This is a genomic window from Sphingobacterium sp. BIGb0165 (assembly GCF_024810095.1).
GTDB classification, from domain to species: domain Bacteria; phylum Bacteroidota; class Bacteroidia; order Sphingobacteriales; family Sphingobacteriaceae; genus Sphingobacterium; species Sphingobacterium detergens.
Genome location: NZ_JANUEB010000007.1, coordinates 1 through 25503, shown reverse-complemented (window position 1 = coordinate 25503; position 25503 = coordinate 1). Strand labels below are relative to the sequence as shown.

Annotated in this window: 21 protein-coding genes; 9 read left to right on the top strand and 12 right to left on the bottom strand. The window is 39.6% G+C overall.

Going from position 1 to position 25503, the window contains the following annotated elements; all coding sequences use genetic code 11:
• Positions 1–53: 53 nt before the first annotated feature.
• A complete protein-coding gene (locus tag M2408_RS16725; RefSeq protein WP_120261948.1) occupies positions 54–527 on the bottom strand; it encodes a hypothetical protein in 474 nt (157 codons plus the stop codon).
• A 222-nt stretch (positions 528–749) separates the two neighbouring features.
• On the opposite strand from M2408_RS16725, the gene guaB reads away from it, so the two are divergent.
• The 4 genes from guaB to murA all read left to right on the top strand — a co-directional run bounded on the left by guaB (position 750) and on the right by murA (position 7112).
• On the top strand, positions 750–2225 hold the full coding sequence (guaB, locus tag M2408_RS16720; protein ID WP_259183504.1) for an IMP dehydrogenase: 1476 nt from the start codon (positions 750–752) through the stop codon (positions 2223–2225).
• A gap of 143 nt (positions 2226–2368) precedes the next feature.
• Positions 2369–4648, top strand: coding sequence for an ATP-dependent helicase (locus tag M2408_RS16715; RefSeq protein ID WP_259183503.1), 2280 nt, complete (start codon positions 2369–2371; stop codon positions 4646–4648).
• 53 nt (positions 4649–4701) lie between these two features.
• Entirely contained in the window at positions 4702–5508 is an 807-nt protein-coding gene (locus M2408_RS16710; protein ID WP_259183501.1) for a DUF4290 domain-containing protein, read from the top strand.
• Between the two features lie 278 nt (positions 5509–5786).
• Positions 5787–7112, top strand: a complete 1326-nt coding sequence (gene murA / locus M2408_RS16705; RefSeq protein WP_259183498.1) for a UDP-N-acetylglucosamine 1-carboxyvinyltransferase — start codon at positions 5787–5789, stop codon at positions 7110–7112.
• 162 nt (positions 7113–7274) lie between these two features.
• On the opposite strand, the gene M2408_RS16700 is transcribed toward murA, so the two are convergent.
• Entirely contained in the window at positions 7275–7679 is a 405-nt protein-coding gene (locus M2408_RS16700; RefSeq protein WP_120261943.1) for a DUF5606 domain-containing protein, read from the bottom strand.
• 28 nt (positions 7680–7707) lie between these two features.
• Positions 7708–8166: a peptidylprolyl isomerase gene (locus tag M2408_RS16695; RefSeq protein ID WP_259183494.1), complete on the bottom strand. Its 459-nt coding sequence runs from the start codon at positions 8164–8166 to the stop codon at positions 7708–7710.
• Between the two features lie 165 nt (positions 8167–8331).
• Between M2408_RS16695 and radC the strand changes: the two genes are divergently transcribed.
• From radC to M2408_RS16675, 4 genes are all read left to right on the top strand, one after another.
• Complete coding sequence (gene radC, locus M2408_RS16690; protein ID WP_259183492.1) at positions 8332–9030, top strand: RadC family protein; 699 nt, start codon at positions 8332–8334, stop codon at positions 9028–9030.
• 17 nt (positions 9031–9047) lie between these two features.
• Positions 9048–9797 carry a class I SAM-dependent methyltransferase gene (locus M2408_RS16685; protein WP_259183489.1) on the top strand — a complete coding sequence of 250 codons (750 nt, stop codon included), beginning with the start codon at positions 9048–9050 and terminating at the stop codon, positions 9795–9797.
• A 330-nt stretch (positions 9798–10127) separates the two neighbouring features.
• Positions 10128–10589, top strand: a complete 462-nt coding sequence (locus M2408_RS16680; protein WP_259183480.1) for a hypothetical protein — start codon at positions 10128–10130, stop codon at positions 10587–10589.
• A gap of 102 nt (positions 10590–10691) precedes the next feature.
• Entirely contained in the window at positions 10692–11234 is a 543-nt protein-coding gene (locus M2408_RS16675) for a hypothetical protein (RefSeq protein ID WP_259183479.1), read from the top strand.
• 70 nt (positions 11235–11304) lie between these two features.
• Here M2408_RS16675 and M2408_RS16670 read toward each other — a convergent pair whose 3' ends face one another.
• The 4 genes from M2408_RS16670 to M2408_RS16655 all read right to left on the bottom strand — a co-directional run bounded on the left by M2408_RS16670 (position 11305) and on the right by M2408_RS16655 (position 18948).
• A complete protein-coding gene (locus tag M2408_RS16670) occupies positions 11305–14619 on the bottom strand; it encodes a DEAD/DEAH box helicase (protein ID WP_259183478.1) in 3315 nt (1104 codons plus the stop codon).
• 10 nt (positions 14620–14629) lie between these two features.
• On the bottom strand, positions 14630–16699 hold the full coding sequence (locus M2408_RS16665; protein WP_259183476.1) for a TonB-dependent receptor: 2070 nt from the start codon (positions 16697–16699) through the stop codon (positions 14630–14632).
• A 19-nt stretch (positions 16700–16718) separates the two neighbouring features.
• Positions 16719–17528 carry a hypothetical protein gene (locus M2408_RS16660; protein ID WP_259183475.1) on the bottom strand — a complete coding sequence of 270 codons (810 nt, stop codon included), beginning with the start codon at positions 17526–17528 and terminating at the stop codon, positions 16719–16721.
• A 109-nt stretch (positions 17529–17637) separates the two neighbouring features.
• On the bottom strand, positions 17638–18948 hold the full coding sequence (locus M2408_RS16655) for an outer membrane protein assembly factor (protein WP_259183473.1): 1311 nt from the start codon (positions 18946–18948) through the stop codon (positions 17638–17640).
• Positions 18949–19202: 254 nt separating this feature from the next.
• Here M2408_RS16655 and M2408_RS16650 point away from each other — a divergent pair, with 254 nt between their 5' ends.
• Complete coding sequence (locus M2408_RS16650; RefSeq protein ID WP_259183471.1) at positions 19203–21083, top strand: M1 family metallopeptidase; 1881 nt, start codon at positions 19203–19205, stop codon at positions 21081–21083.
• Between the two features lie 219 nt (positions 21084–21302).
• On the opposite strand, the gene M2408_RS16645 is transcribed toward M2408_RS16650, so the two are convergent.
• The 5 genes from M2408_RS16645 to M2408_RS16625 form a co-directional block, all read right to left on the bottom strand.
• Positions 21303–21917, bottom strand: coding sequence for an alpha-ketoglutarate-dependent dioxygenase AlkB (locus M2408_RS16645; protein WP_259183469.1), 615 nt, complete (start codon positions 21915–21917; stop codon positions 21303–21305).
• Positions 21918–21940: 23 nt separating this feature from the next.
• Entirely contained in the window at positions 21941–22777 is an 837-nt protein-coding gene (locus M2408_RS16640) for a methylated-DNA--[protein]-cysteine S-methyltransferase (RefSeq protein ID WP_259183467.1), read from the bottom strand.
• Between the two features lie 79 nt (positions 22778–22856).
• Positions 22857–23144: a SelT/SelW/SelH family protein gene (locus tag M2408_RS16635; protein ID WP_120261932.1), complete on the bottom strand. Its 288-nt coding sequence runs from the start codon at positions 23142–23144 to the stop codon at positions 22857–22859.
• Positions 23145–23295: 151 nt separating this feature from the next.
• Positions 23296–24153: a 4,5-DOPA dioxygenase extradiol gene (gene ygiD / locus M2408_RS16630; RefSeq protein ID WP_259183461.1), complete on the bottom strand. Its 858-nt coding sequence runs from the start codon at positions 24151–24153 to the stop codon at positions 23296–23298.
• A gap of 115 nt (positions 24154–24268) precedes the next feature.
• The gene (locus tag M2408_RS16625) at positions 24269–25102 is read right to left on the bottom strand and encodes an AraC family transcriptional regulator (protein ID WP_259183459.1); all 834 of its coding nucleotides are present in this window, start codon (positions 25100–25102) and stop codon (positions 24269–24271) included.
• Between the last annotated feature and the right edge of the window lie 401 nt (positions 25103–25503).

The following is a 25503-nucleotide window of genomic DNA, read 5'->3' as shown; positions in this document are numbered from 1 at the left end:
AAAAAAGGCCCTGCTCAAACATGAGCAGGGCCTTTTTTTATAATTTTTTGATACTATCTCAAGGTATATTTAATACCGAAAGTGAAAGTCGAAGCATCGAAATCATTGCCATGATTTAATCTCCAGTCTGGTTTCCAGTCTGCGTGAAATCCGATAGGAGCAGCAGGGATTTTAAATTCCAAACCTAATTGTGGTCTCAAACCAACAAGAGTAATGTTGTCACCAGCGTCAACAAATGTCAATTGAGCACCAACACCTGCATACCATCCTAATCCGTTTACACCACGGAATGGTCTAGCATATTGATAATCCGCACCTACAGCAACAACGTTGTCATCAAACATCACTTGCGCTTGACCATTGTTTGTTCCACCAAAAGATTGCTTGTATTGAACACCCCAAAGATCACCACCAGTTCCGTCAAAAACAACACCAATAGCGGCACGTTGTGGTGATTGAGCTTTCGCTTCTTGTGCACCAAATGCTAATGCTGCAACAGCAGCTAATGAGAGTAAGGTCTTTTTCATAATTATCTTTACTTTATATTTTCATTAATTAAAATTACTTTTCGTGTAACCAAAAGCAAATAGCTTGCCAAAAAAAGGATGCACTCAGCTGGGATGATCTTTTGTGTCAATTCATAACCGTTCTAATTTGTCTAGCGATTGTAATTTGTTTATTTTATTTTTTTATATTGCTTATTTTTCTTAGATTTGCCTGGCAAATAGAAAACCCAATACATATTTGCCATGCAATTAGATCCACAAAAATTCGTAGCAGAAGGTCTCACTTACGATGACGTCTTATTAATTCCAGCTTATTCTGAAATTTTACCACGTGACGTCGATACGAGTACCTCACTGACAAAAAAAATCAAATTAAATATTCCATTGGTTTCTGCGGCAATGGATACGGTAACTGGTGCTGATTTAGCAATTGCTATAGCACAAGCGGGCGGTATTGGTATGTTACATAAGAACATGACTATTGCAGAGCAAGCTGCTGAAGTTCGCAAAGTAAAGCGTTCTGAAAGTGGTATGATCCAAGATCCAGTAACACTATTAGCTAATGCTACTGTTGGTGATGCCTTTAATATTATGAAGGAACATAAGATTGGGGGAATTCCAGTGGTTAATGAAAAAGGCCAATTAGTGGGGATCGTAACCAATCGTGATCTTCGCTTTCAAAAAGATATGACTCGTCCGATCAATGAGCTGATGACGAAAGATAATCTTGTCGTTGCTCCCGAAGGAACGGATTTGGTAAAAGCAGAAGAAATTCTTCAGAACGAAAAAATTGAGAAACTTCCTGTTGTCAACAACGAAGGTATCTTGAAGGGTTTGATCACTTTTAAGGATATCCAAAAATATAAGCATTATCCGAATGCAGCTAAAGATAGCCACGGCCGTTTACTAGTAGGTGCAGCAGTAGGTGTTACTCCAGATACATTGGATAGGGTTGAGGCTTTGGTAAAAGCTGGTGTGGATGTGGTAACGATTGATACGGCACATGGACACTCTAAAGGTGTTATTGATAAATTGAAATTGGTGAAATCCAAGTTTCCAGAACTGCAGGTGATCGTAGGGAATATTGCAACAGGCGCAGCCGCAACAGCATTGGCTGAAGCTGGTGCAGATGCTGTAAAAGTAGGTATCGGACCTGGCTCGATCTGTACAACTCGTATTATTGCAGGGGTCGGTGTTCCTCAGCTTTACGCTGTATATGAAGTGGCTAAAGCACTTAAAGGAACAGGAGTACCTTTGATTGCTGATGGTGGTATCAAGCAAACAGGTGATATCGCAAAAGCTATCGCTGCTGGAGCAAGCACAATTATGGCTGGATCTTTATTTGCCGGAGTGGAAGAAGCTCCCGGAGAGACTATCATTTACGAAGGACGTAAATTTAAATCGTACCGTGGTATGGGATCTATCGAAGCAATGGAAAAAGGTTCTAAAGACCGTTATTTCCAAGATGTAGAAGATGATATCAAAAAACTAGTCCCTGAAGGTATTGTTGGCCGTGTCCCTTATAAAGGTACATTGGCTGAAGTTGTGTACCAATATATCGGTGGATTACGTGCTTCAATGGGTTATTGTGGTGCTGCAACGATCGAAAAACTGCAAGATGCACAATTCGTTCGTATTACGGGTGCTGGATTGAGAGAGTCTCATCCGCATAATATCTCTATTACGAAAGAGTCACCAAACTATAATAGCAGAGGTTAAACACAAGTGATACTATAAAAATCCGACGATTTTAAATTGTCGGATTTTTTTGTGCAAAAATATTGGCATGATTGCCTTAGTGATCAATAGGAAATTTGTACTTTTATACCCTATTCTCAGGTTTTAAAATTTAAGGAGTTAATTTGGATTATTTAGCGGGTTTAAACCCTTCACAGCGAGGAGCCGTAGAGCAAACAGAGGGCCCTGTCATGATTGTTGCAGGAGCCGGTTCAGGAAAGACACGGGTAATTACCTATCGTGTTGCACATTTGATTCAAAAGGGCGTTGATCCATTCAATATCTTGGTGTTGACATTTACGAATAAAGCGGCCAAGGAGATGCGCGCGCGTATTGTTTCCGTGGTAGGGAGCGAAGCGAAAAATATTTGGATGGGAACATTCCACTCCGTATTCGCAAAGATACTTCGCGTAGAAGCTGAACTAATAGGATACCCTAGAAATTTTACCATCTACGATACAGACGATACCAAAAGTCTGTTGCGTGCCATCCTAAAGGAGATGAATCTGGATGACAAATTGTACAATGTCAATCATGTTTATGGCCGGATATCACAAGCCAAGAATAACTTGATATCGCCACAAGAATACAATAAAAATGAAGCTATATTAGCCGAAGATATTTCGAATGGACGTGGTCAATTGGGACAGATTTACATGACCTATGCACAACGCTGTTATCGCGCTGGTGCCATGGATTTCGACGATCTCCTGTTCAAGACAAATGTTCTATTGAATAAGCATCCAGAGGTCTTACACAAATACCAACACCAATTCCGCTACCTGATGGTCGATGAGTATCAGGATACGAACTTTTCTCAGTATCTAATTGTAAAACGACTGGCCGCAGTCAATGAAAATATCTGTGTTGTTGGTGATGATGCGCAGTCAATATATGCTTTTCGGGGAGCGAATATCCAGAATATTTTGAATTTCCAGAAAGATTATCCGGACGTGAAGATTTTCAAATTGGAGCAGAATTATCGATCCACCAAAATGATTGTCAATGCGGCAAACTCGGTGATCGCCAATAATCAGAACCAGCTAGAAAAGAATGTTTTTTCGGATAATGAAGAAGGGGAAAAAATCAAAGTTTCACGTGCTTTTTCCGATAATGAAGAAGGAAAGATCGTTGCAGACCAGATTATTGAGGAAAAATCCTTAAAGGGGCTCTATTACAAAGATTTTGCGATTCTTTATCGTACCAATGCCCAATCGCGTGCGATGGAGGAGGCACTGCGCAAGATCAATATACCTTATAAGATCTATGGTGGTACGTCCTTCTATCAACGGAAAGAGATTAAAGATCTGATCGCTTATTTCCGTCTTACCTTCAATCCTAATGATGAGGAAGCATTGAAACGTGTGATCAATTATCCACGCCGGGGAATCGGAGATACAACCATAGAAAAGATTATGATTGCTGCCGATCAAAATCAATATCGTATTTGGGATGTCGTTGCTAATGCGGCACATTTCCTGGATGGTCGTAGTGCGACCTCAGTGGGTGGTTTTGCACAGATGGTACAGAGTTTTCAGGCGCTGGCTAAAAATAGCAATGCATTTGATACCGCCATGCATATTGCACAGCACTGTGGCATCTTGAAAGAACTCTACGAGGATAAGTCGGTAGAAGGGTTGGCGCGTTATGAAAATATTCAGGAGCTACTCAATGGTATCAAAGAGTTTTCTGAACGGGAAGATATTGAAGACCGTGGTTTGGACGTCTATATGCAGGATATCGCGTTATTGACCAATGACGACAATGATAAAGATCCAAATGCGGATACAGTTTCTTTGATGACAATACACTCTTCTAAAGGGCTTGAATTTCCCGTTGTTTTTATCGTAGGTCTAGAAGAAAACTTGTTTCCGTCTCAGTTGTCATTGAATTCCAGGACTGAATTAGAAGAAGAACGAAGACTTTTTTACGTTGCTGTTACGAGAGCTGAAAAAAAATTACTACTTTCGTATGCTACTTCGCGATATCGTTGGGGAACGTTGAATAATTGCGAACCCAGTCGTTTTTTGGATGAATTGAATCCTGCTTGTCTTGCACTGGATTTTAAACCACGACAAACTTCCGCCTCAGCCGGCAGTTTTCAAGGCGAACGAATTGCATGGCAACAAAAGGACAGTGATGATACGTTTTCTAAACCTAAGCCTAAAGCGATGGTTAAAACAACGTCTATACTGCCGAAAGCCCACAAACCTACTGCGGGTTTTGCTCCTTCTGACACATCAAATCTTCAGGTCGGCATGGAAGTTGAACATGAACGCTTTGGATTTGGTAAAGTTGTCAATCTCGAAGGAAACAAAGGAGATATAAAAGCAACTATTTTCTTTAAAGAGTTGGGACAGAAACAATTGTTGCTTAAATTTGCAAAACTTAGAATAATTCAATAATAAAATACCAAAACGAGATCTTAACCGTTTAATTAGGTACTTATATTAGCTATATGAACTTTGACTACAACAGCACTAGGCCAAAATTGATCCTTGCAGAATATGGCCGCAATGTGCAAAATATGGTAGATTACATCTGTAGTTTACCCACAAAGGAAGAAAGAAATAAACATGCCCAAATCGTGATTGACATGATGGGAGTGTTAAATCCACATTTAAGAGACGTTTCAGATTTTAAGCATAAACTTTGGGATCACTTACAGATTATCTCTGATTTTAAGCTTGATATCGACTCGCCATATCCTATTGCTACAGCAAAAAGTGTTAAACACGAAGTTGAACATTTAGGCTATCCGCAACATTCGATTAAATTCAAACATTATGGATTTACAGTAGAGAAAATGATCGATAAGGCGTTGAAGGTAACCGACGAACCTAAGCGCGAGCAGATGGTTATTGGTATCGCTAATTTTATGAAAATGGCATACGTTACCTGGAATAAGGATTCAGTATCTGATGAATTGATTATTCAGGATCTGAAAGAATTGTCAGGATATCAATTAACTTTACCTGAAGGTACGGTATTGACTAAACTTGATTTTAAAACCCCGCCCCCAGGAAATCGTATCAAAGGTCCTACGACGAGCAACTCTGGTGGAAATAATAATAGCCATAGCAGCAGTAATAGTTCTTCAGGTTATCAGTCGAAAGGCGGTGGTGGTAGTGGTAAGCCTCGTATGTCAAATAACAATAACAATATGAAGCGTAACAACTTTGGCAGCAATAACAATAGCAATAACAATAATAACAACAATAGAAATAGAAAACCTCAAAATAATTACAATAATAAAAGAGGCTAGTTCTTTAAGTTTTTGATTTAAGAAGCAGGCAATTGCGAAGTGATTCATAGATTTCTTTACAATTGCCTTCTTTATTTTATAGTATGGATTTGTCTGTCAGTCCGGGTTTAGGTGATCGATCAATAAGATCCTAGACGACTCAGGATTGTTGATTGGACAGTTCCACAAAATTTTTTCAATACAATTTGTCGATTTTAAGAATCCCGAAGTGTCATTTAGTGACATAAACTAAATTATGAGTCGGGTTTTGTTGTAATAAGAAGATATCAGTTATATAAATGAATGCATTTGAAATAATCGGTGGAAAACCGTTAAAGGGAGAGATTATTCCTCAGGGAGCAAAAAATGAAGCTTTACAGATTCTGTCAGCAGTTTTACTGACTGAGGAACCCATGACCATCAGTAACATTCCCGATATTAAGGATGTCAATAAGTTAATTGATTTGTTGGCCGCATTGGGTGTTAAAATTGATCGTATAGATAAAGATACTTACGTTTTTGAAGCCAAAGATATTAATATAGATTACTTCCAATCACCTGAATTTAAAGAAAAAGGTGGTGGCTTACGTGGTTCCATTATGATTGTTGGGCCACTGTTGGCTAGATTCGGAAAGGCTGCTATCCCTAAACCGGGAGGCGATAAAATTGGACGTAGACGTTTGGATACTCACTTTCTAGGTTTCGAAAAGCTAGGTGCTAAATTCGTTTACGATGCTGCCACACATTTCTTTAATGTGGATGCAACAGAGTTAAAAGGTAATTATATCTTATTGGATGAAGCTTCTGTGACTGGTACAGCAAATATCGTTATGGCTGCTGTATTGGCCAAAGGTGTAACAACGATCTATAATGCTGCATGTGAACCTTATTTGCAACAGCTCTGTAAAATGCTGAACCGCATGGGTGCTAAGATATCGGGTATTGGTTCCAATTTATTGAGCATCGAAGGGGTAGAACGCCTTGGTGGAACATCACATCGCATGTTGCCTGATATGATCGAGATCGGCTCTTTTATTGGTTTGGCAGCAATGACCGGATCAGAAATTACCATTAAAGATGTTTGTTTCCAGGAATTGGGTGTAATTCCATCGGTATTCTCCCGTTTGGGTATTCAGTTTGAATTGCGCGGGGATGATATCTTTATTCCAGCGCAAGATTCATACGAAATTGATACTTTCATAGATGGTTCTATCTTGACAATCTCGGACGCACCATGGCCAGGCTTTACGCCGGATCTATTGAGTATCATTCTGGTGGTAGCAACGCAAGCAAAAGGCAATGTATTGATTCACCAAAAGATGTTTGAAAGCAGATTGTTCTTTGTCGATAAATTGATCGATATGGGGGCACAGATCATTTTGTGTGATCCACACCGTGCTACAGTAATTGGTATGAATAAATCGCATTCTTTGAAAGGTATCGAAATGACATCTCCAGATATCCGCGCAGGAGTATCCTTATTGATCGCAGCATTATCAGCGAAAGGAAAATCTGTGATCCATAATATCGAACAGATCGAACGTGGATATCAAGATATCGAGGAGCGTCTACGGAAACTAGGGGCAGATATCAAACGTGTTGACGTTGAGCCAAAAGGACACTAAATCAGGTATTGGTATATAGTGGCTGTAAAAGATTATTACAAATAAAAAAGCCTCGGAGAAAAATCTGGGGCTTTTTTATGAAACGAAGCATAATAACAAAGCATGAATACATAGAAAAGGAGTTGATCATATCAACTCCTTTTCTATGTATTGACTATCCCGTTATACCAAAGGAGCTGGTGCTTCCTCTTCAAATAAAGGGAATTCCTTGATAATATTGTACCAAGTAATAACTTTCTTGATGTCTGATGTATATACTCGAGATTCATCATGGCCAGGAGCGACTTCACGGAAGAAATCTCTCAATGTAGCACCATCCGATTTCGTGTCTGGTAATGTTAACCCCTTTTCTTTAATGGTTTCGAAAATATCTAAAAGACGGATTTCTTCTTCTTCACCATAGATGGTAATATCTTCCAATGTAGCCATCTTTGTCGAAGATAAACTTACTATCGACTTAATTTTCGCTTGATCAAGGGTTTCTAAAATAAAACCACCTTTATTTTGTCCAACCAATTTGAACAATCCTGGTTTACCAGTTACAGATACTAATGCTCTTAAATTCATTTTAATTTTTTTTTTAAATCTCCAAGAATTAATCTTCGATTACTTCAATTGATAAAATACGGTCTCCTTGTCTGATATCATCCACCAGATCAACATTCTCTATTACTTTTCCGAAACAAGTATGATTACGGTCTAAGTGAGCTGTATTGTTGCGGCTGTGGCAAACGAAAAATTGAGAACCACCTGTATTGCGACCAGCATGCGCCATTGACAATACACCTCTGTCATGGTATTGATTTTCTCCAGTTAATTCACAATCGATCTTATAACCAGGACCACCTGTTCCAGGGATGCCTGCAGCGCCTTCACGTGAATTTGGGCAACCACCTTGAATAACAAAATCAGGGATAACACGGTGAAAAGCCAAACCATCATAATAACCTGATTTAGCAAGTTTAATAAAATTTGCTACTGTATTTGGAGCATCAGCTGTGTAGAAATCCACAGTCATGTCGCCTTTTTCTGTTTTAATAATCGCTTTACTCATGTTCAAAAATTTTTATGAAATACAAAGATAATGTTTCAGAGTGAAATGTGAAGTAATTCGTAATCTCCATTTTTTTTTAATTGATCTATCTACGAATCAATGACCTGAAAAATAATGCGAAATATTTTATATATTTATGTGAGCTAGCCAATTAAAGTTTAAACAATGTCAAATCTGCACAAATTAGTTATCAGGGAATGGTCTGAGGCGGATCGACCCCGCGAAAAATTATTAAATTTAGGACGGCGGGCCCTTTCCGATGCAGAATTATTGGCAATTTTGATTGGGTCTGGCTCAATGGACGAAAGTGCAGTGGAACTATGCCGACGTATATTGGCCGATGCGAACAATAGCTTAGACACAGTCTCGAAGATGGAAGTCTATGAATTGAGTCAATACAAAGGTATTGGCGAGGCCAAAGCCATCTCGATTATTGCAGCCTTAGAACTGGCGAGACGTAAGAAGGAGGCTCCTGTAGAAGAAAAGAAGATCTTAAATAGCAGCAAGCGCGTGTATGATTTTATGAAACCCATTCTACAGGATTTACCCCATGAGGAGTTTTGGACACTATATCTGAATACTGGATGCAAATTACTGGATCAACAGCTCATTGGTCGTGGCGGAAATGATTTTACACCGGTCGATGTTCGAATCATCCTAAGAAATGCCCTTGCAATAAAAGCACATTCTATTGTACTGATTCACAACCATCCTTCTGGGACTTTGCAGCCTAGTCATGCTGACAGGATTCTGACGCAAAAAATTGTCGAAGCATCAAAAATTATGGATATTAGGGTAAATGATCACCTGATCTTTACAGACAATGGATTTTATAGCTTCAGAGATGAAGATATAATCGATTAGCTATAGGACAATCTAACATGAGCAAAAATAGTATTGAGCGATTTACAGACAGGGTCGTGGATTATGAAAAATTTAGACCCAATTATCCAAAGGAAATTATTCAGATTCTTAAAGAAAAGATAGGTTTGGATAAGAAATGGCTGATTGCAGATATCGGTAGTGGTACCGGTTTGTCGACGCAGCTGTTTTTAGAAAATGGAAATGACGTCTTTGCCGTTGAGCCCAATCGGGAGATGCGGGAATCATTGGTACACCATTTTAAAACCTGCCGGAATTTAATTGCATTAAATGCCACGGCTGAGGATACATCGATAGAATCCAGTTGTGTGGATTTAATTTTTGCCGGACAGTCTTTCCATTGGTTCGATCGGACAGCCTGTTACAACGAATTCAATCGTATTCTTACCAAAAATGGTCATATCGTCTTGGTTTGGAATCAACGTGATCCAACGGATGCTTTCCAACAGGAATATGAACAGTTTTTACGTAATCATATTCCTAATTACCAATCTGTCAGTCATAAAAATATATGCGATGACGATCTTCGGCGTTTTTTTGCGGATAGACAAATGACGAAGGTATCCTTACCTAACCAACAGGTGTTCGACCTAAAATCGTTTCTGGGAAGGGTGAGATCATCTTCTTATTTTCCTAAAGAAGGCGATGAAAATAAAAGCTTATATGATGACCTTCGCTTATTGTTTGAAAAGTATGCAATTTCTCAACGTATCGTATTTAAATATATTACCGAGATCTATATCAGTTAAGACACACTAGTGGAATCTTGATGGGCTTATGTTGCATTTTTTTTACGTTGACAACGAGTTTGGTCGGCCCGAATGCGTATCATTAGCGTCAGAATATGATCTGACAAGGAGAGACGGGAGGTTGCCAGCAATGATTTAGCCAGCTTAAGTTACTGTACTTTTGGAGGGCAGAAAGCACCGGTCATTATCCGTACCCGCAGATACCGATTGGAAAGTGTATGGCATTAGGGATCACCGATGTCTGTGATAGTTAAAAAAATGTTAAAGATCTCACTTGAATAGGTACATGGCATTTTATTTGGAAGTGATTGAGGGATAAGTTAAAAAGATATGTTTGGAGTTGAATTAATATTCTTTAGGCGGTGTTTATTTCTGGTGCCAATTTTCGTGTTGGCAGGCAGGGTAAACGGTCAACAGCTTACTTCCTTCAGTAGCTGGGAGGGAAATTTTCATTTTGCGAATCGTTGGATAGATCCCTTTTTCCCTTTAAATATTCAGGCTAATGTGGTTGCATTGAACGTAGACGTCAATGATAAAGCCAAAAATTCAGGAGCAAAGAAACAAACTATAGATAAGGTAGATAGTCAGACCACAGAGGTTTCAATTCCCGTTGTGGAAGATAGCAAGCCTAAAGTGGGGATAAAATACTCATCTTCCCGTTCAAGCACATTATATCGTGTAGCCTTGGATAAACAGCTTGATGAGCGCTATGATGGAAAGCAAGTTTTTGTAGATGCAAAAGGGGTAAAATATATAATTGATTCGAAATATAGAAAGCAGATCATCAGGTGATTATGTGGTTAAGTTAAAACTTTGTTAAAAAAAAATATTGTAAAGAAATTTTGGTATTTGTATTGTACTTTTACCTATAATTATTTAAATAACAATTGGGTTATGAAATCAATAAATCGTTTCAAAAAAATCACAGCTGCATTAGCTCTGATCGCAACATTTGGATTGGGACAATCCTATGCGCAAACTGCTCCTAAGAAAATGGAGAAAGAAGCCAAAAAAACAGAACAAAAAGTAAAAGAGGTAAAGACCAAGGCCTCCGGGACCGAAACGAAAACGAAAGCTGCCCCCGCTAAAGCGATGGAAAAGAAAGATGCAGTAGCCAAAGAGAAATCTACTCAGGCAAAAAAAGCTTCTGAAACCAAAGCTGCTCAGGTGGAAACCAAAGAGAAAGCCGTAAAGAAGGAAGCTACGAAAGCAACTGAGACAAAAACTGCTCAAGTAGAAACCAAAGAGAAAGCCGTAAAGAAGGACGTTACTAAAGCTCAAAAACAGGTGTCTGCAGTTAAAAAAGATGCCGTAGCAACAGCCGACAAGGCAACCAGCGAAAAATACAACGGTCATACAGTTTATCTAGGTCCAAAAGGAGGTAAATATTACATCAATGGAAATGGTAATAAAACCTATATTTCCGATAAAAAATAGTATTTAGTAAAGCATTATATATAAAAAGGGGCATCCATGGATGCCCCTTTTTATATATAATCGATAATCTCTACCGTAATATTTTCAATAGATATTCCTTATCGAGATAGAAAGCATTTAAACTTCCTCCATCTTCAAGAATCGTGCTGCTGATTTCTTTTTTATGCTGTTGTAGTACCTGAATTTTATCCTCAACCGTATTTGGACTGATCAGACGAACGGCGGTTACATTCTTTTGTTGGCCAATACGATAGATACGGTCGATCGCCTGTTGTTCAACGGCTGGATTCCACCATGGATCGACCAGATAGACCACATCTGCCGCTGTGAGATTAAGACCTGTTCCGCCAGCTTTGAGACTAATGAGAAAAACACGGATATTTTGATCCGTTTGGAAATCGCTGACCAGCTGCCCCCGGTTTCTGGACTGACCGGTCAGTGTAAGCGACGGTATTCCATTCTTATCCAATGCTTCCTTAATCAATCGCAACATGCTGACAAATTGCGAGAACACGATGATTTTATGTTGATCTTTTTTGTGTTGGATTTGTTCCACCAGCATTTCGATCTTAGCCGAATCTTCTGCAGATGTCAGGTCTTCACTTTGGAGCAATTTACTGGAATTGCAGATCTGACGCAATTTGGTCAGACCTTTAAGGACATGCATGGGACTTTTTTTGATTTCATCTCCATCTTTAGCGGAGATAAATTCACGGAACTCCTTTTCATAAAGATCGTAAATCCGACGTTGCGCAGTTTTCATTTCACAATAGAGTACCAATTCATTTTTTACGGGAAGATCATCCAATACATCCTGCTTTGTTCTCCGAAGGATAAATGGCTTGATTTTTTCCTTCAACATCCTTTTTCTTTTACGATCGTGAAAAGCATCAATTGGTGTCGTATAGACGTCTTTGAAATACTTTTTATTCCCCAATAAGCCCGGAACAGTAAACGAGAGCTGTGCAAATAAATCCATTGTGTTATTCTCAATAGGTGTTCCTGTGAGAATAATACGGTTTCTCGATCGCAATAGATTTACTGCTTTATACCGCTGTGAATCTGGATTTTTTATGTGTTGAGATTCATCGAGTATGACATAGTTGAATCTCAACTTTTTTAATCTATTGATGTCGGTCAGTAGATTATGGTAAGAAATAAGGACAATATCCAGTTCTTCAAACTGGTCCGTTATATCACTTCGGTTTGGCCCTTCGAGGATCAGTATGTTAAAAGATGGCAGAAATTGCTGAATTTCATGCTTCCAATTAAAAATGAGTGTGGTCGGAAGAACCAGCAGTGTTGGTGTGGATATACCTTTTGCCTTTTGAGTCGCCAGAAAGGCAAGGATTTGGACAGTTTTCCCCAATCCCATATCATCAGCCAGACAAGCTCCGAAATTTAATTGGTCCAAAAAGCTGAGCCATTGCAACCCTTGCAACTGATAGCTGCGTAAATCTCCGACAAAAATATCGGGTAATTCTACTGATGGGTATGTTGGTAAAGTGGAAAGTTGATTTTTTAAATAGCTAACCTCGGCTGATACTTCCTGATCTAGCTCTTTTTTGTCAAAGAGCAGATCGATTTCGCTAAACTTATATTTGGGAATCTGAATAAGTTCATCCTCGATTATTTCAGCTGCATTAAAATAGGCCTCAAATTTTTCCAGCCATTCCTCGGGTAGAATACCAAGCGTACCATCATCTAGATTGATAAATTGAGAACGATTGCGAACAGCTTTTTCAAGCTTCTTCAGTGAAACACTTTTAGGGCCAAATTTGACTAGCATATTGGCATTAAACCAATTTTGTCCACTTAATACCTCAATTTGTATTTTGCCTTTGAAACGGCTTAGTTTATTCCCCTTTAACGTATTGAACCCGATAATCTGGATACCCTGATTATGCCACTCATCGAAGGCATTCAAAAACCAGTTTTTATCCAGAAAATATTTGCGGTGCAAATAGAGATGCTGAAAACTATCATCATCCAATTGCTCCTGAAAATAGGGATGCTGCTTGAGCAGTAGTGAGATCACTTTGGTTTCTACCTCTTTTTTTCGTTCTACCAAAAATTGGGCTCCTTTTGCATCAGTTCCAAAAATGTTCCTTTTACTCAAAATAGGAACTTCAACATCGCCATAACGCATGACAGGTATCATGTTGACAAAGTCTTCTGATTCTTCCAGGAAAAGGAGTGCTTGCATATCCTGATAGTAGAGATTTTCCTTCAATTGTGGTTTGCTCGCCTTGGGGATATCCTTGAAATTTAACGCGACTGAATTGGCAAGGGGTTCTAGAAATAGCTCGTTAAATTCTTTAAACTTGTTGCGGTGTATGCGCAGTTGATTGCCTTTGTTTCCAAAAAGGCGAATCAGCTTGAGGTGAAGTTTATTTTCGACAAGGTAGAGGTGCTTTTTTATCAGGATAAAGTGGTCAAAAAGAATACTCAGATCCTGTAGATCGTAAGCGATACCGTGAATGGATAATTCCCCTTTTATACTATAGAATGCGTCATTTTGCTCGACTAACAATTTAATCTCTCCCTTGTTCAAACTGATCTGAATTGGAGATAACGAAGTAGCCGTTATATTTTCTGCTTTTTCGTGATCCTGGAGGTAGAAATCCAGGGTCAGCGGATTTTTTGCAATAGCACGCAAACTGCGTTCAACAGCAACATCCGCTTGTTGTAAAGGTTGGGCAAGCTGGTTGATCGCTGCAAAAAATTGGGTTTCTTCAATGGAATCAGTTTGCCAGATACGTGTTTGACTTTCCATAACCGAAATGGGGTTTTTCGGTGCACCCGATTTCGACTGCGGCGCTTGGCATAATAATACCTGTAATTGTTTATAATAGCGATTGCGCGTTAGTACGATAAAACTATGCTGCTGTTCGCTTGAAGGTTTAGAGGGGCTTGCATTAGGTTCCAGTAGATCAAAATCATCTATGGAGGTCAGGTGTTTGTCTTTTAAGACGAATTGTAGATCAGCATCTTTAACCTGTGCCGAAAAATAGTTTTCCAGCGCTGGCTCATTTTCTAAACCATACTGAACAGCCGCCTTTTTTAGTAGATTTCGATAACGGTTGAAGTCGAAAAAAGATAACCAGTTTTCTTGTCCGAATAGTTTAGTTAACGTTGCTTTCTGGTGGGTACAAAAGCCTGTTTGAGCACAATTGCAGAAAAGCGAAGTTACAGGTGATTTGTAAATAACCATCACCTGAAAATTCGTATAGCTTTCGATCACCTGAAAGGTAGCTTGATTGAATTCCATCTCCATGACATTGATTTGGATATTTGCCAAGGCGGTATCCATCCAGGGAAAATAAGAGTAGCGGCTTACTGTACCGAAATCTATTGTTGTCAATGTATGTTGATGGAAATCCATACGGAGTATATTAAAAATTAAAATTCATGCCGCCATAATAATTTCGCAATGGGGCTGGATTGAAATATCGACCACCGAAAGCGTTGATGTCATTGCCAAGGCTATATTTTTGGTTCAGCAGATTGTCGGCACCAGCAAAAATACTGACTTTATGTCCATGTCCTACAGCTTTGCTCCAGGATACTTTGCCTTGTAAAAGATGGTAACGTTTTGCATAAACGGTATTGGCGTCATCCAATGGTATGGCAGCGGTTAAATTGGAGAGTAGATCCACGCGAAGTTGATAAGGGAAAAGAACATTTAAAGTGTTTACCCAAACTGTTTTTGGGACAGCGGTTAATTTGTTGCCACTGTAATCTTTATCTCCAACCTGATAGTTTTTGAAAGAATAGTTATTTAATGAAAAATTGCTTCCGACCTGTAAACTACGGATAAGTCCAGCTGACCTCGGCGTTAACAAATAGGCGATTATAGAAGCTTCAATTCCTTTCTGATCTATTTTTCCTGTATTCTGAAAATATTCTGCTCCGGATTCGCGTACTTGCCGAATAATGGCATCATCCATTTGATACGTGTATGCTGCTGCATCTAATATAACACGACGGTTCCACAAGTGCCATCGAACACCGAATTCATGGTTGGTTCCAGTCTCAGGCCTTAGCTCCTTATTGATCATATTGTCAGATGAGCGCACTTCCGCAATTGTCGGAGCTGAAAACCCTTTTGAAATAGAAGCCCGGATTGCTAGCGTCGGTGTCGCCATATAAGAGACGGCGGCACGGGGCATCCAGGTATTGCCAAAACTGATATGTGCTTTATCTTCTTGTGCAACCGGATAGCGCTGTTGATAAGCGATTTTATTTTCATTGAGCCCAATGGACAGTTCGACTTGAAGACATTCCAACCAAGCTAGTTGTGTACGTGCGAAGAATGACTGTTGACTATTTTCTAGCTTGTCTTTGGCTTGTGGATTGCCAAGCTGCCCTTGATTATTATCATAATTGTCTATATCGTACCAACCTTTTTGAGCCTCTAAACCAAATTGTAGTTCATACGTTAAGTTTTTGCTGAACCGATCAACATAGGATAAATACAACCGTGTTCCTAAGTTTTTTTCATCTCTTTTTTCATAATTGGTGATAAACGGGTTTTTGATCTGGTTGGACGAACCGAATACATTGGCAAACAAGGTTAATTTAGAACTGATACTCGCTTGGTTGCTTACACCGCCAAAAAATGTTTTATCATAGATTGCCGCTTTTTGTTCCGCAGCACTTGGGTTCGGGCCACCTTTGGGACGGGATTGCCGGCGATCGCTCTCCATTTGTGCTGCAGTAAGACCTCCGGGAGTTTGATATCCCAAGTCGGTATAGAATCCAGTGAATTTGAGCTCAGAATGTTTTGCATATTGCCAATTGTAGTTCAACTGGATGGTTTTCTTGTTCAAGGATGAATGTTGCCGATAACCGTCACTGCGTGTCCAGCTTTGATTGATCGCCAATTGCTGTGTCTGATTGATTGGAAGCACGGCATTGAGCTGCTGCTGAAATAAGCCATATGAACCTCCGGTTAGCTGTAAGTTTACTTCTGGTTTGGTCAGGGTATTAAAACCCTTGCTGTAGAGTGAAATTACACCGCCAGAGTTGGCACCATAAATAGAACCATCGGGTCCTTTCAAAATATTGACCTGGTCTATTGTGTAAGGATCAATCAGATTGAGGTAGGTGTTTCCTCCAGCATCTGTGAGCGGAAAGTCATCCAGATAGATCTTTACGTTACGGACACCGAACGGAGAACGGAGCATGCTACCCCGTAATGCCAATCGATAGCTTCCGGGAGAGCGTTCTTCCATGCGTAGTCCAGGTACCGTATTCATGACAGCGACAAGTGCTGGCGATTGCTGAGATTGAATCCGCTGCTGACTTAATACGGCAGCGGATGATGTAAGTCGTAGTAAGGGTTGTTTATTAAAATAAGCTTTAATTTCGACCTGTTCAAGTCTATTGTTGATGCTGTCAGTCGTTTGGGCATATAATTTACCACATAGACAAATTGCGGCAAGTAGGTAATTTCTTTTCATTTTTAATGGTTAGGTTGGCCTAGTCCGCAAATTCTTGGCTAAAGTAAATTTCAAAAACTGCTTTGGTTTTATTGTATTTCAAGCATTGATAATTGGCATATACCGAGCTCGTCGGTATGCACAGCGTATTTGCCATAGCACTTGTCGGGAAATCCCTGCTTAAGCATCCCCGTTTGAGATCAAAGATATTATTGGTTGAAATATTGTTGATCGAAAATGCATTTTCATCAATCAAATAATTTGATTGACTTGAACGGATATAATCCTCTTGATAAATCAATTCTGCGCCAATACTATAATCTACTGTTCCATTGGCATAGTAACAATCGGATTGACGCAGTAAATTGGATACTTGTACATCCCGATACAATGTTTTAAAGAGTTTATTCTTCTGATCAAAAAGAAGGATTTCAATTTGATGTTTTTCTCTATCATAGACAATATATACCAAATCGTTCACTTTATTCTCAAAAATATCCCCTTTTGTATGCGCCAAGATATTGAGATTTGCATGACTCTCGAAATAATTCTTTTGGTCTTCGGCAAGGTCTGCTTGCAGTTTTAGATGTAATTTTTCAAAGAGCCCCTCATCAGCCAATTTGACTAGCTGTTCGCGTTGCTGATTAGCCATCTTATTGAATCGTGGATTAGCATAGGTTGACGTATCGAGCAGAGGTTTCACTGCTCGGGGGCTTTCAGTTACCTGTCGACTTTGGTTATTGACTGTACTATCTTTCGTCGGGATAATCTGAGGGTTAGATTGTGTTGTTTGCTGACAAGAAGCAAATCCAAAAAGTAAAAGGTATAGAAAAATTGTCTGTAAATTCATGTGTATTTATCTTCAATGGGGGACTTCGTCCCTTGGATTTTGGACGAAGTCACAATATCGGCTAATTTAATGATTTTATAGAAAAGAAGTCTTGCTGCTTTCCATTAAATTAAAACGCTTCGTTCAATCCGAGGAAGAAACCACGGGAACCATATTTTCCTATGGCATAGTCCAGACAGAGGTTTGTTCGGGTGGCTTTGTTAAACAGTACCCGTAATCCTGCGCCACCGCCCGGTTGCCATCTTTCGAAAAGTTTTGTGCCCAATTCATCACTTGCACTTTGGAGATTAAAAAATGCCGCACCACTCAAAAAGCGATTTTTTAAAATTGGGAAGCGGTATTCTGTTTCAGCATAAGCAAAAGAAGGTCCCTTGAAATAACCGATTGTATAACCGCGACCGGTTCTTACAGCAGCATCTCTTCCTGTACCAGGGAGGTCGAAGTAGGGGAGGACACCACCAAGTTTGTAAGAACCCCAATACCAAAAAGCAAGTACATGTGCTGGATCTGACTGTGATAAACTAAAGTATTTCCGAAAGTCGGTCGTGAGCTGGACGGCATTTTTGCTACTGCCCAATAAGCTTGTATTCCATCGTAGGCCAATATCTGAATAGATTCCTTTATAAGGTCTGTTGGGATTATCTCGGGTGGTATATTGCATATTCAATAGGAGGCCATTGGAGTTGTAGCTATCTGGAGCGAAACCATGTTTTTCGGTATATATTGTATTGGGTGTAATATTGCCATTTGGGCCACTGCTTGTTATTTTCCGTCGCAGGTCGAAGGCCAGTCCGGCCCCTAAAAATAAGTCATCAGCAACCTTTTTATAGACCTTTTCATTAAAAGTGAAAGCATCGTATTTGGCACCATATTTTTTATGCTCAGGATTGGCAAGTATTTCCTCCTCCTCATTGTTCCATTTGCCCTGCGGGGTCATTCCCAAACCTGCGTCTAGAGCAACCATTTTAACCAATGCAAAAGCCCCCTGAAAATTCAGCTTATTGTTTGGGGTAAATACATTGTGGCTAATATAGAAAACCATGATGTTTTTGGTCGTAATGGAGGCTGACGTTGCCGCGATTGACATAGTCGTTGTTTTGGGATCACCCAGTACTTTTCCAGCAACAGCCTTGACTCCAATCTGCCCACCAATCGTCGGATTATAGGCAATGTTTGGCATTAGGGTAATCGGAGAACGTTTGCTGGATTTTTCCTTTTTACGTTTGGGGTGAATAATTCGGCCGATCAAATCCGAGATATCATATTGGCTCGCGAGAATGGAATCGCGTTGCTTTTTATAGAAGGAAGTCGAATCTATCTCAGTTTCAGATTGAGCCACAACCCTATTGGATATCAGCAGAAAGCAAGGTAGTAAAAAACAGAGCGTGAATAAATAGTGATGACGTAAAAATTGCTGCATACCTTCGGGTTTATCTTAGATCTAAACGTCAAAAATATTAAAATGTTTTTTAAAGGAATGAACACAATTTTATTTTGAACAGTTATTGGAGCGAGCCAATTCTTGGTGGACCGCAAATTATCTGCTTGAATTGTTGCATGCTTAAATGCGGAAATGCGTGCGGTAGGTAATTTTCGGTGATAGGATAGAATCACGCAATTAAACTTGGAAGTAAGGGGAAATTTATCTTAGTTTTGATTATTTAATTCAGACATATGATACGACAAAATATATATCGCTGCAGTTTGGCCTTGCTGTTGCTAACGGGTTTTGCACAAGCACAGGAACTCTATACACCCAGGAATATTAAACAAGCCATTGAAAAAGGTACGCGGACCACAACCGGTGTGCCAGGTAAAAATTACTGGCAAAACTTTGGGAAATATGATGTCAAGGTACAGTTGGATCCTGCCGCGAAGACCGTCCATGGGAAGGAAACAATTTTATATACCAATAATAGCCCCGATACGTTAAAGCAATTGGCGATTCGATTTGTGAACAATGTACACAAACCCAATGCTGCACGTGCTAATTATGCTTCGGACGACTATTTGACATCAGGGTTAAAGATAAAATCCTTTAAACTCAACGGACAGGTTTATGAGGTGAATAGTGGGGATTGGGGAACAGTCAAACTCGGTGATTTTGGACAGAAAATTCTTCCCGGAATGATGGCAACCGTAGAGATAAGCTGGGAATATCCGTTATCGGTTGAGAGCGACCGCGACGGCATGCTTAACGCATCTACTTTCTATTGTGCTTATTCCTATCCCCGTGTATCTGTCTATGATGATTATAATGGTTGGGATGTTTTGGAGCATAACGGGAGACAGGAGTTCTATAATGGTTTCAATGATTATCAGTTTGAAATTGCTGTACCCAAAAATTTTGTTGTATGGGCCACAGGAGAGCTTCAGAATGCGGCGGAAGTATTACAGAAGCCTATTTTAGAACGCTTTGAGCAATCGAAACAGAGTGATGAGCCTATTCATGTTGCTACAGCATCTGAAATGAAGGAGGGCAGGGTAACTGCACAACAAGAATGGAATAAGTGGAAATTTAAAGCAACTTATGTTCCTGACTTTTGTTTCAGTGTAAGCGACAATTATATATGGGATGCTGGTAGTGTGGATCTAGGGACCAAACGTGTCAGTGTACAATCCAGTTATGTTGCTGGCACTCCCGATTTTGAACAGTATATTGGCTGGCAGCAATACTGTATCGACTGGTTTTCCAAAAATTGGCCTGGTGTGACCTACCCCTATCCGACAATGACAGCAGTACAGGGATTTGCGGATATGGAATACCCGATGATGATCAATGATTCAAGTGTGCCCGACAATTTTGTTGATGCCCGACAAACAGCAGATCATGAGATCGCACATACCTATTTCCCTTTTTACATGGGGATCAATGAGACCCGATATGGTTATATGGATGAAGGCTGGGCTACAGCACTTGAATTTTGGATTGGTAATGCGGAGATCGGAGCTGAAAAGAATAAGGAGCTTTTTAAAGAGTCACGCGTGAAACGATACATCTTTGACCCGTCTACAGAAGAGGATCAACCATTGATTACCATGACTTCACAGTTAAATGGTCTGGGTTACGGAAATAATGCTTATATCAAAGCTGCCTTATCGTATATCGCGCTACGGGATTATTTAGGTGATGCGGTTTTCAAAAAAGCACTACATCATTATATGGATCTTTGGCATGGTAAGCATCCAACGCCATGGGATTTCTTTTACAGTATCAATGCCGGGGCTGGTCAGAATTTAAATTGGTTTTGGAAAAACTGGTATTTTACCAATAATTATATCGATTTAAAGGTGAATAGCTTTAAGCAGTCTGGCAATAAAAATACCTTGTCGATCACAAACGTAGGGGGATTTGCGGTTCCATTTGATGTCTTGATTACCTATACAGACGGCACTTTGGAAACAAAACATCAAACACCTGCAATTTGGCAACAGAATGAAAAACAGGCGACAGTCAGTTGGTCATCTTCAAAGAAAGTGAAGAAAATTACGTTGGATGGGGGGGTCTTTATGGATTATACAGCCAAAGACAATGATTGGGCAGCTGTAAAATAACAACGTTATCTGTGTCAATCTCCTTCTTATGAAGGAGATTGACACAATTCCTATTAAAGCTATAGCCGCACATTGTCTGTCAATGAAATTATTGTGCGCTTAGGTCGGCTCCCAACTTAAAGCTGATGTCTTTGCAGCTGCTGATATCAGTGCTGAATATCCTTTCCCATATGGATGGGTAATTTGAAAATAATCAGCTTGACGAATCAATTGTCTGTATTATTGAAAATTGTCAATAGTTCTGAAGGTGAGGTTCACACGGGGCATAAATACCTTTTTTGTAGGAGGGAGACGGTGCAACCAATACGTCTGTGTAAGATCCTTCATAACCAGAAGACTACCATTTCCCAAAATAAGATCTACCTTTTCTTTTGTCGTTTTGTGCTTGAAAGCAAACTTTCTTTCGGCTCCAAAACTTAAAGAAGCAATGGCGCCATTTTTCTTTAGGTCTTTTTCTCCGTCACTGTGCCAGGCCATCCCTTCATCACCATTGTGATATAGATTCAATAAACAAGAATTATAAGTTTCCTGCGTTTTTAATTCAGCAAGTGTTTTTAGTTCCAGTAGTTCTTTTGTCCAAGGAAGAGCTCTTTTGGTGGTATTGGAATAGCTATATTCAAAAGCCTGATCCCCATACCAGGCAACTTTGCGTTTAGTGATAATTTCGTTTCCGAAAATAATCGCACGATCGTTTACCCATTCGATGGAATTCATCAACAGGTTAAAATAATGATCTGCTTGTTGCGGATCTAGTATTTTGCCATAGTAATTGACTGTCCCATCATAGGGAAGTATATTTTTGTTTCCATCAAAAAGATTGTCGAAAAGTTCCATGTTATCCTTACTGTTTTGTTGCCCTATATTGCCGTGTGGAGGCTCTCCCAGCCGATAATCGCTGTTTTTCTTATCGGATCCCAACGATACCCACCAAATATACCACTGTTTTGGATAACCCGATGACATGGAATCAGATAAGCAATAGGGTTACTGCCAATGGCTGTGCCTACTGCACGTGAAGCCTTGGGGTTTCCGATTTGAGAAGCAATCGAACCATAAGTGCTTAAATTGCCCATGGGAATTTTTAACAGTGCTTCCCATACCTTTAACTGAAATTCTGTTCCTTTGAGATGCAATTTCACCTGACCGATATCATTATCCTGTGGATTTAATGCTTTTAGTGCATTTTCATGCATTACATCTTTCTGCTGTATATATTTTGCGTTTGGGAAGCGCTTATGAAGCGTTTCGAATGCAGATTCTTTATCTTCCTCATAAGCAATATGACAGATGCCTTTTGAAGTAGAGGCTATGATGATGGGGCCAAAAAGTGTTTCATAATAATAGTATGAAATGAGCAGGTTGGCACCTTCATTCTTGTACTCAGCAGGTGTCATCCCTTCGATATTGATAAACAGTTCGTGTAATCTGCTGCTACTCGAAAGGCCCAGCTGAAAAGTGGTTTCTGCAATATTGTTTTCCTTCAGTAGTGATTTGGCGTGATTTAAACTGATATATTGCAAGAACTTCTTCGGGCTTGTGCCTGCCCAGGAGGTAAACATTCGTTGGAAATGAGCTTCACTCATGTAGACATGAGAAGCGATCTGTCCCAGTGTGGGTTGAGTTCTGAAATTTTCTTGTAAGAAATGTATTGCCTTGGCGATACGTTGAAAATCTACTTCTTGTTGAATAGTCATGATTGTCCATTTAGTTTATACAAAGTTGCTAAGAAGAAGAAGTTTATAAAATCCGATTTATGCTAAATTGAACGAATTTTTAAGAAGTTTTATCCGAATGTCCCAATGATTTTTCAGGGGCGACAATATCCCGGATCAGTTGCTTTAATTCCTTTATTTCGGGAAATCGGCCTGCTCTTTTTCGATCAAAGATTTCTTTGTTGTCTATGCGTATGGTATAACGGCCGGCAATTTCACTTGGAATAAGGAGGACGCCATGGATATCTTCCGTGAATGAGCTCAATATCTCTTGAGACATATAAGCTGCGCGTAACATCCAATTGCATTTTGGACAGTATTCGATTTCGATAACAGGTTTTGATGCCATGATTTAAACTAAGATAGTATGCGTTCTATAAAACAAATGTACTTATCTCTCTGTTGTCATCAAAACGTCCATACGAAATCCACCCCAGACCGTTGACAAATAGTCGTTGAATAGTCTGGGGTGGAATCTTATTTCATTATATTTTTTTCAGCTAACCGATCTTTAATGAAGTCATGGTCAGTGAGCCTGCTACGGAATTGTCATTAAACAAAAATAAATCTTCATTTTTTTCCTGTAAAGCCAGTGTATATATTAAAGGAAGATAGTGTTCCGGTGTTGGGATAGCCAGGTCAAACTCTTTTCCCTGTTGCCTGAAATCGATTAAAGCCTGATGGTTGCCATCTTGGATAAACTTTTTCATCTTATCATTCGCAATGCTGGCCCATTCGTAGGCATATCCGGTTGTGTTGAGTTTATCCCAGGCAACCATTCGGAGATTGTGGACCATATTGCCGCTTCCGATAATCAATACACCTTTTTTCCGTAGCTCTGCCAGCTGCTGTGCAATTTCATAATGATAGGAAGCCGGTTGGGTGTAGTCGATACTCATCTGAATAATGGGCACGTCAGCATTGGGGTATAAATGTTTGACAACAGACCATGAACCGTGATCCAATCCCCATTTATCGTCAAGATGTACCTCAGTTTTCGTAATGATATGCTGTGTTTCATGCGCTAAAGAGGGGCTTCCGGGTGCAGGATATTGTACGTCAAACAGAGCCTGGGGGAAACCTCCAAAGTCATGGATGGTAGCCGGATGCTCCATGGCAGTAACAAATGTTCCACGTGTCTCCCAATGCGCCGAGATGACGAGGATTGCTTTCGGCTTTTCGAATGTTTGTCCTATTTTTCTGAATCCTTGAACAAACTCATTGTCTTCAATAGCATTCATGGGGCTTCCATGGCCTAAAAAGAGAGCTGGAAATTTATCTGTCGCAGTAAGTTCAGTAGATAATTTACGTAATGAACTTGCGGGACTAGCTATGCCTGATAAGGGTAATGTTGCCATAATTTTTATAAAATCCTTTCTACGCATTTGAATATTCCTAATAGCGTTAATTGTTATTACAAAATTAAGTGGAGTCGGGTGGGAAGAGGTATTGTTTTTTAGTCAATCTGTTGTATTATTCGGAAATCAACTTCTGTATTTCATTTCTAAATTCAGATGGTGTCATTCCGGCTTTCTTTTTGAAAACATTGGTGAAATAAGATTTTTCCCGATAGCCTAATTCGAAGCCTATTTCTGAAATCGTCTTATTGGTTGTTAACAATAGATTTTTGGCTTCTATTAGTTTTCTTGTTTCAATGATCTCCGATACGCTCTGTTGCAATATACTTTGGCAGATCAGGTTTAAATTGCGTGCAGACATAAAAAGTTTTTCCGCGTAATAGTTAACCCCCTCTGGTCGTCGATAATTCTCTTCTAATATAGAAAGAAAGCTGGTGAACGTCGTACTTTGGTTTTTCAATTGTTGTTGGGTATCCGGAAATTGTTTTTTTCGCTCTGACTCGATCATAATAAAGATTGTACTCAACAATTGCTTAATAACGGCATAATCTACTAAGGATTGTTGTGTTTCCTGTTGGATCATTTGGCACAGGATGACCAATCTGGAAAAACAGGTTGGTTGGAAAAAAGTCAATGTTGCATTTTCATGAAAATGCGCATAGAGTTGGAAGGTGGTTTCGGGGATGAATTCGCTTTTAAATCGGATAACCCAAAAATCGATGTCATTGTCTTGGAGAAGCGGTTTCACACGATGATTTTTACCTTGCGCTACAAAACTGACAAAGGGGGCACTATATGTTTGTGCTTTAAAATCGATGAAATGCTCTAATTGTCCCTTTACACCAATAATCAGTTCTTCGAAATCATGCTGGTGCATTTCATTTTTCGACTCTTGGATGCGTAGTGCTTCTTTCGCATCGACTTGATATATTTTGAAAAGTTCGTTCAAAACTGCTGATAACGATTAAATTTTTCCTATTATCCAAACTTAGATAAATTGCTTTTGATATACAATATAATTACGTTTCATATAGAAACAATTAATCGGTCTCTTCTCTGCCACCGAGATTTTTTTTGTAGCGGAAATATACAGCTTAATTCCCGTTATGTGATGCACAATTTTTGAACGCTTTTGCTTCAAAAACCTGCGTTTCCAGCGAGTTTTTCCACGTGTTTAGCTTTTTTTTGTGTTTTTGGGGGCTGCGGTTCGGCTTTTGGTCACTCTCGAATTGAGTCTAAATCGGGGTTAGAAGGTGTCTGAGTGCAGATTTGAGCAATGTAAGTCCGGGCTGCTACTGCTGTTCTAGCGTGTTAGACTCGGACTCACCACGGACTTACCACGGAAGCAGT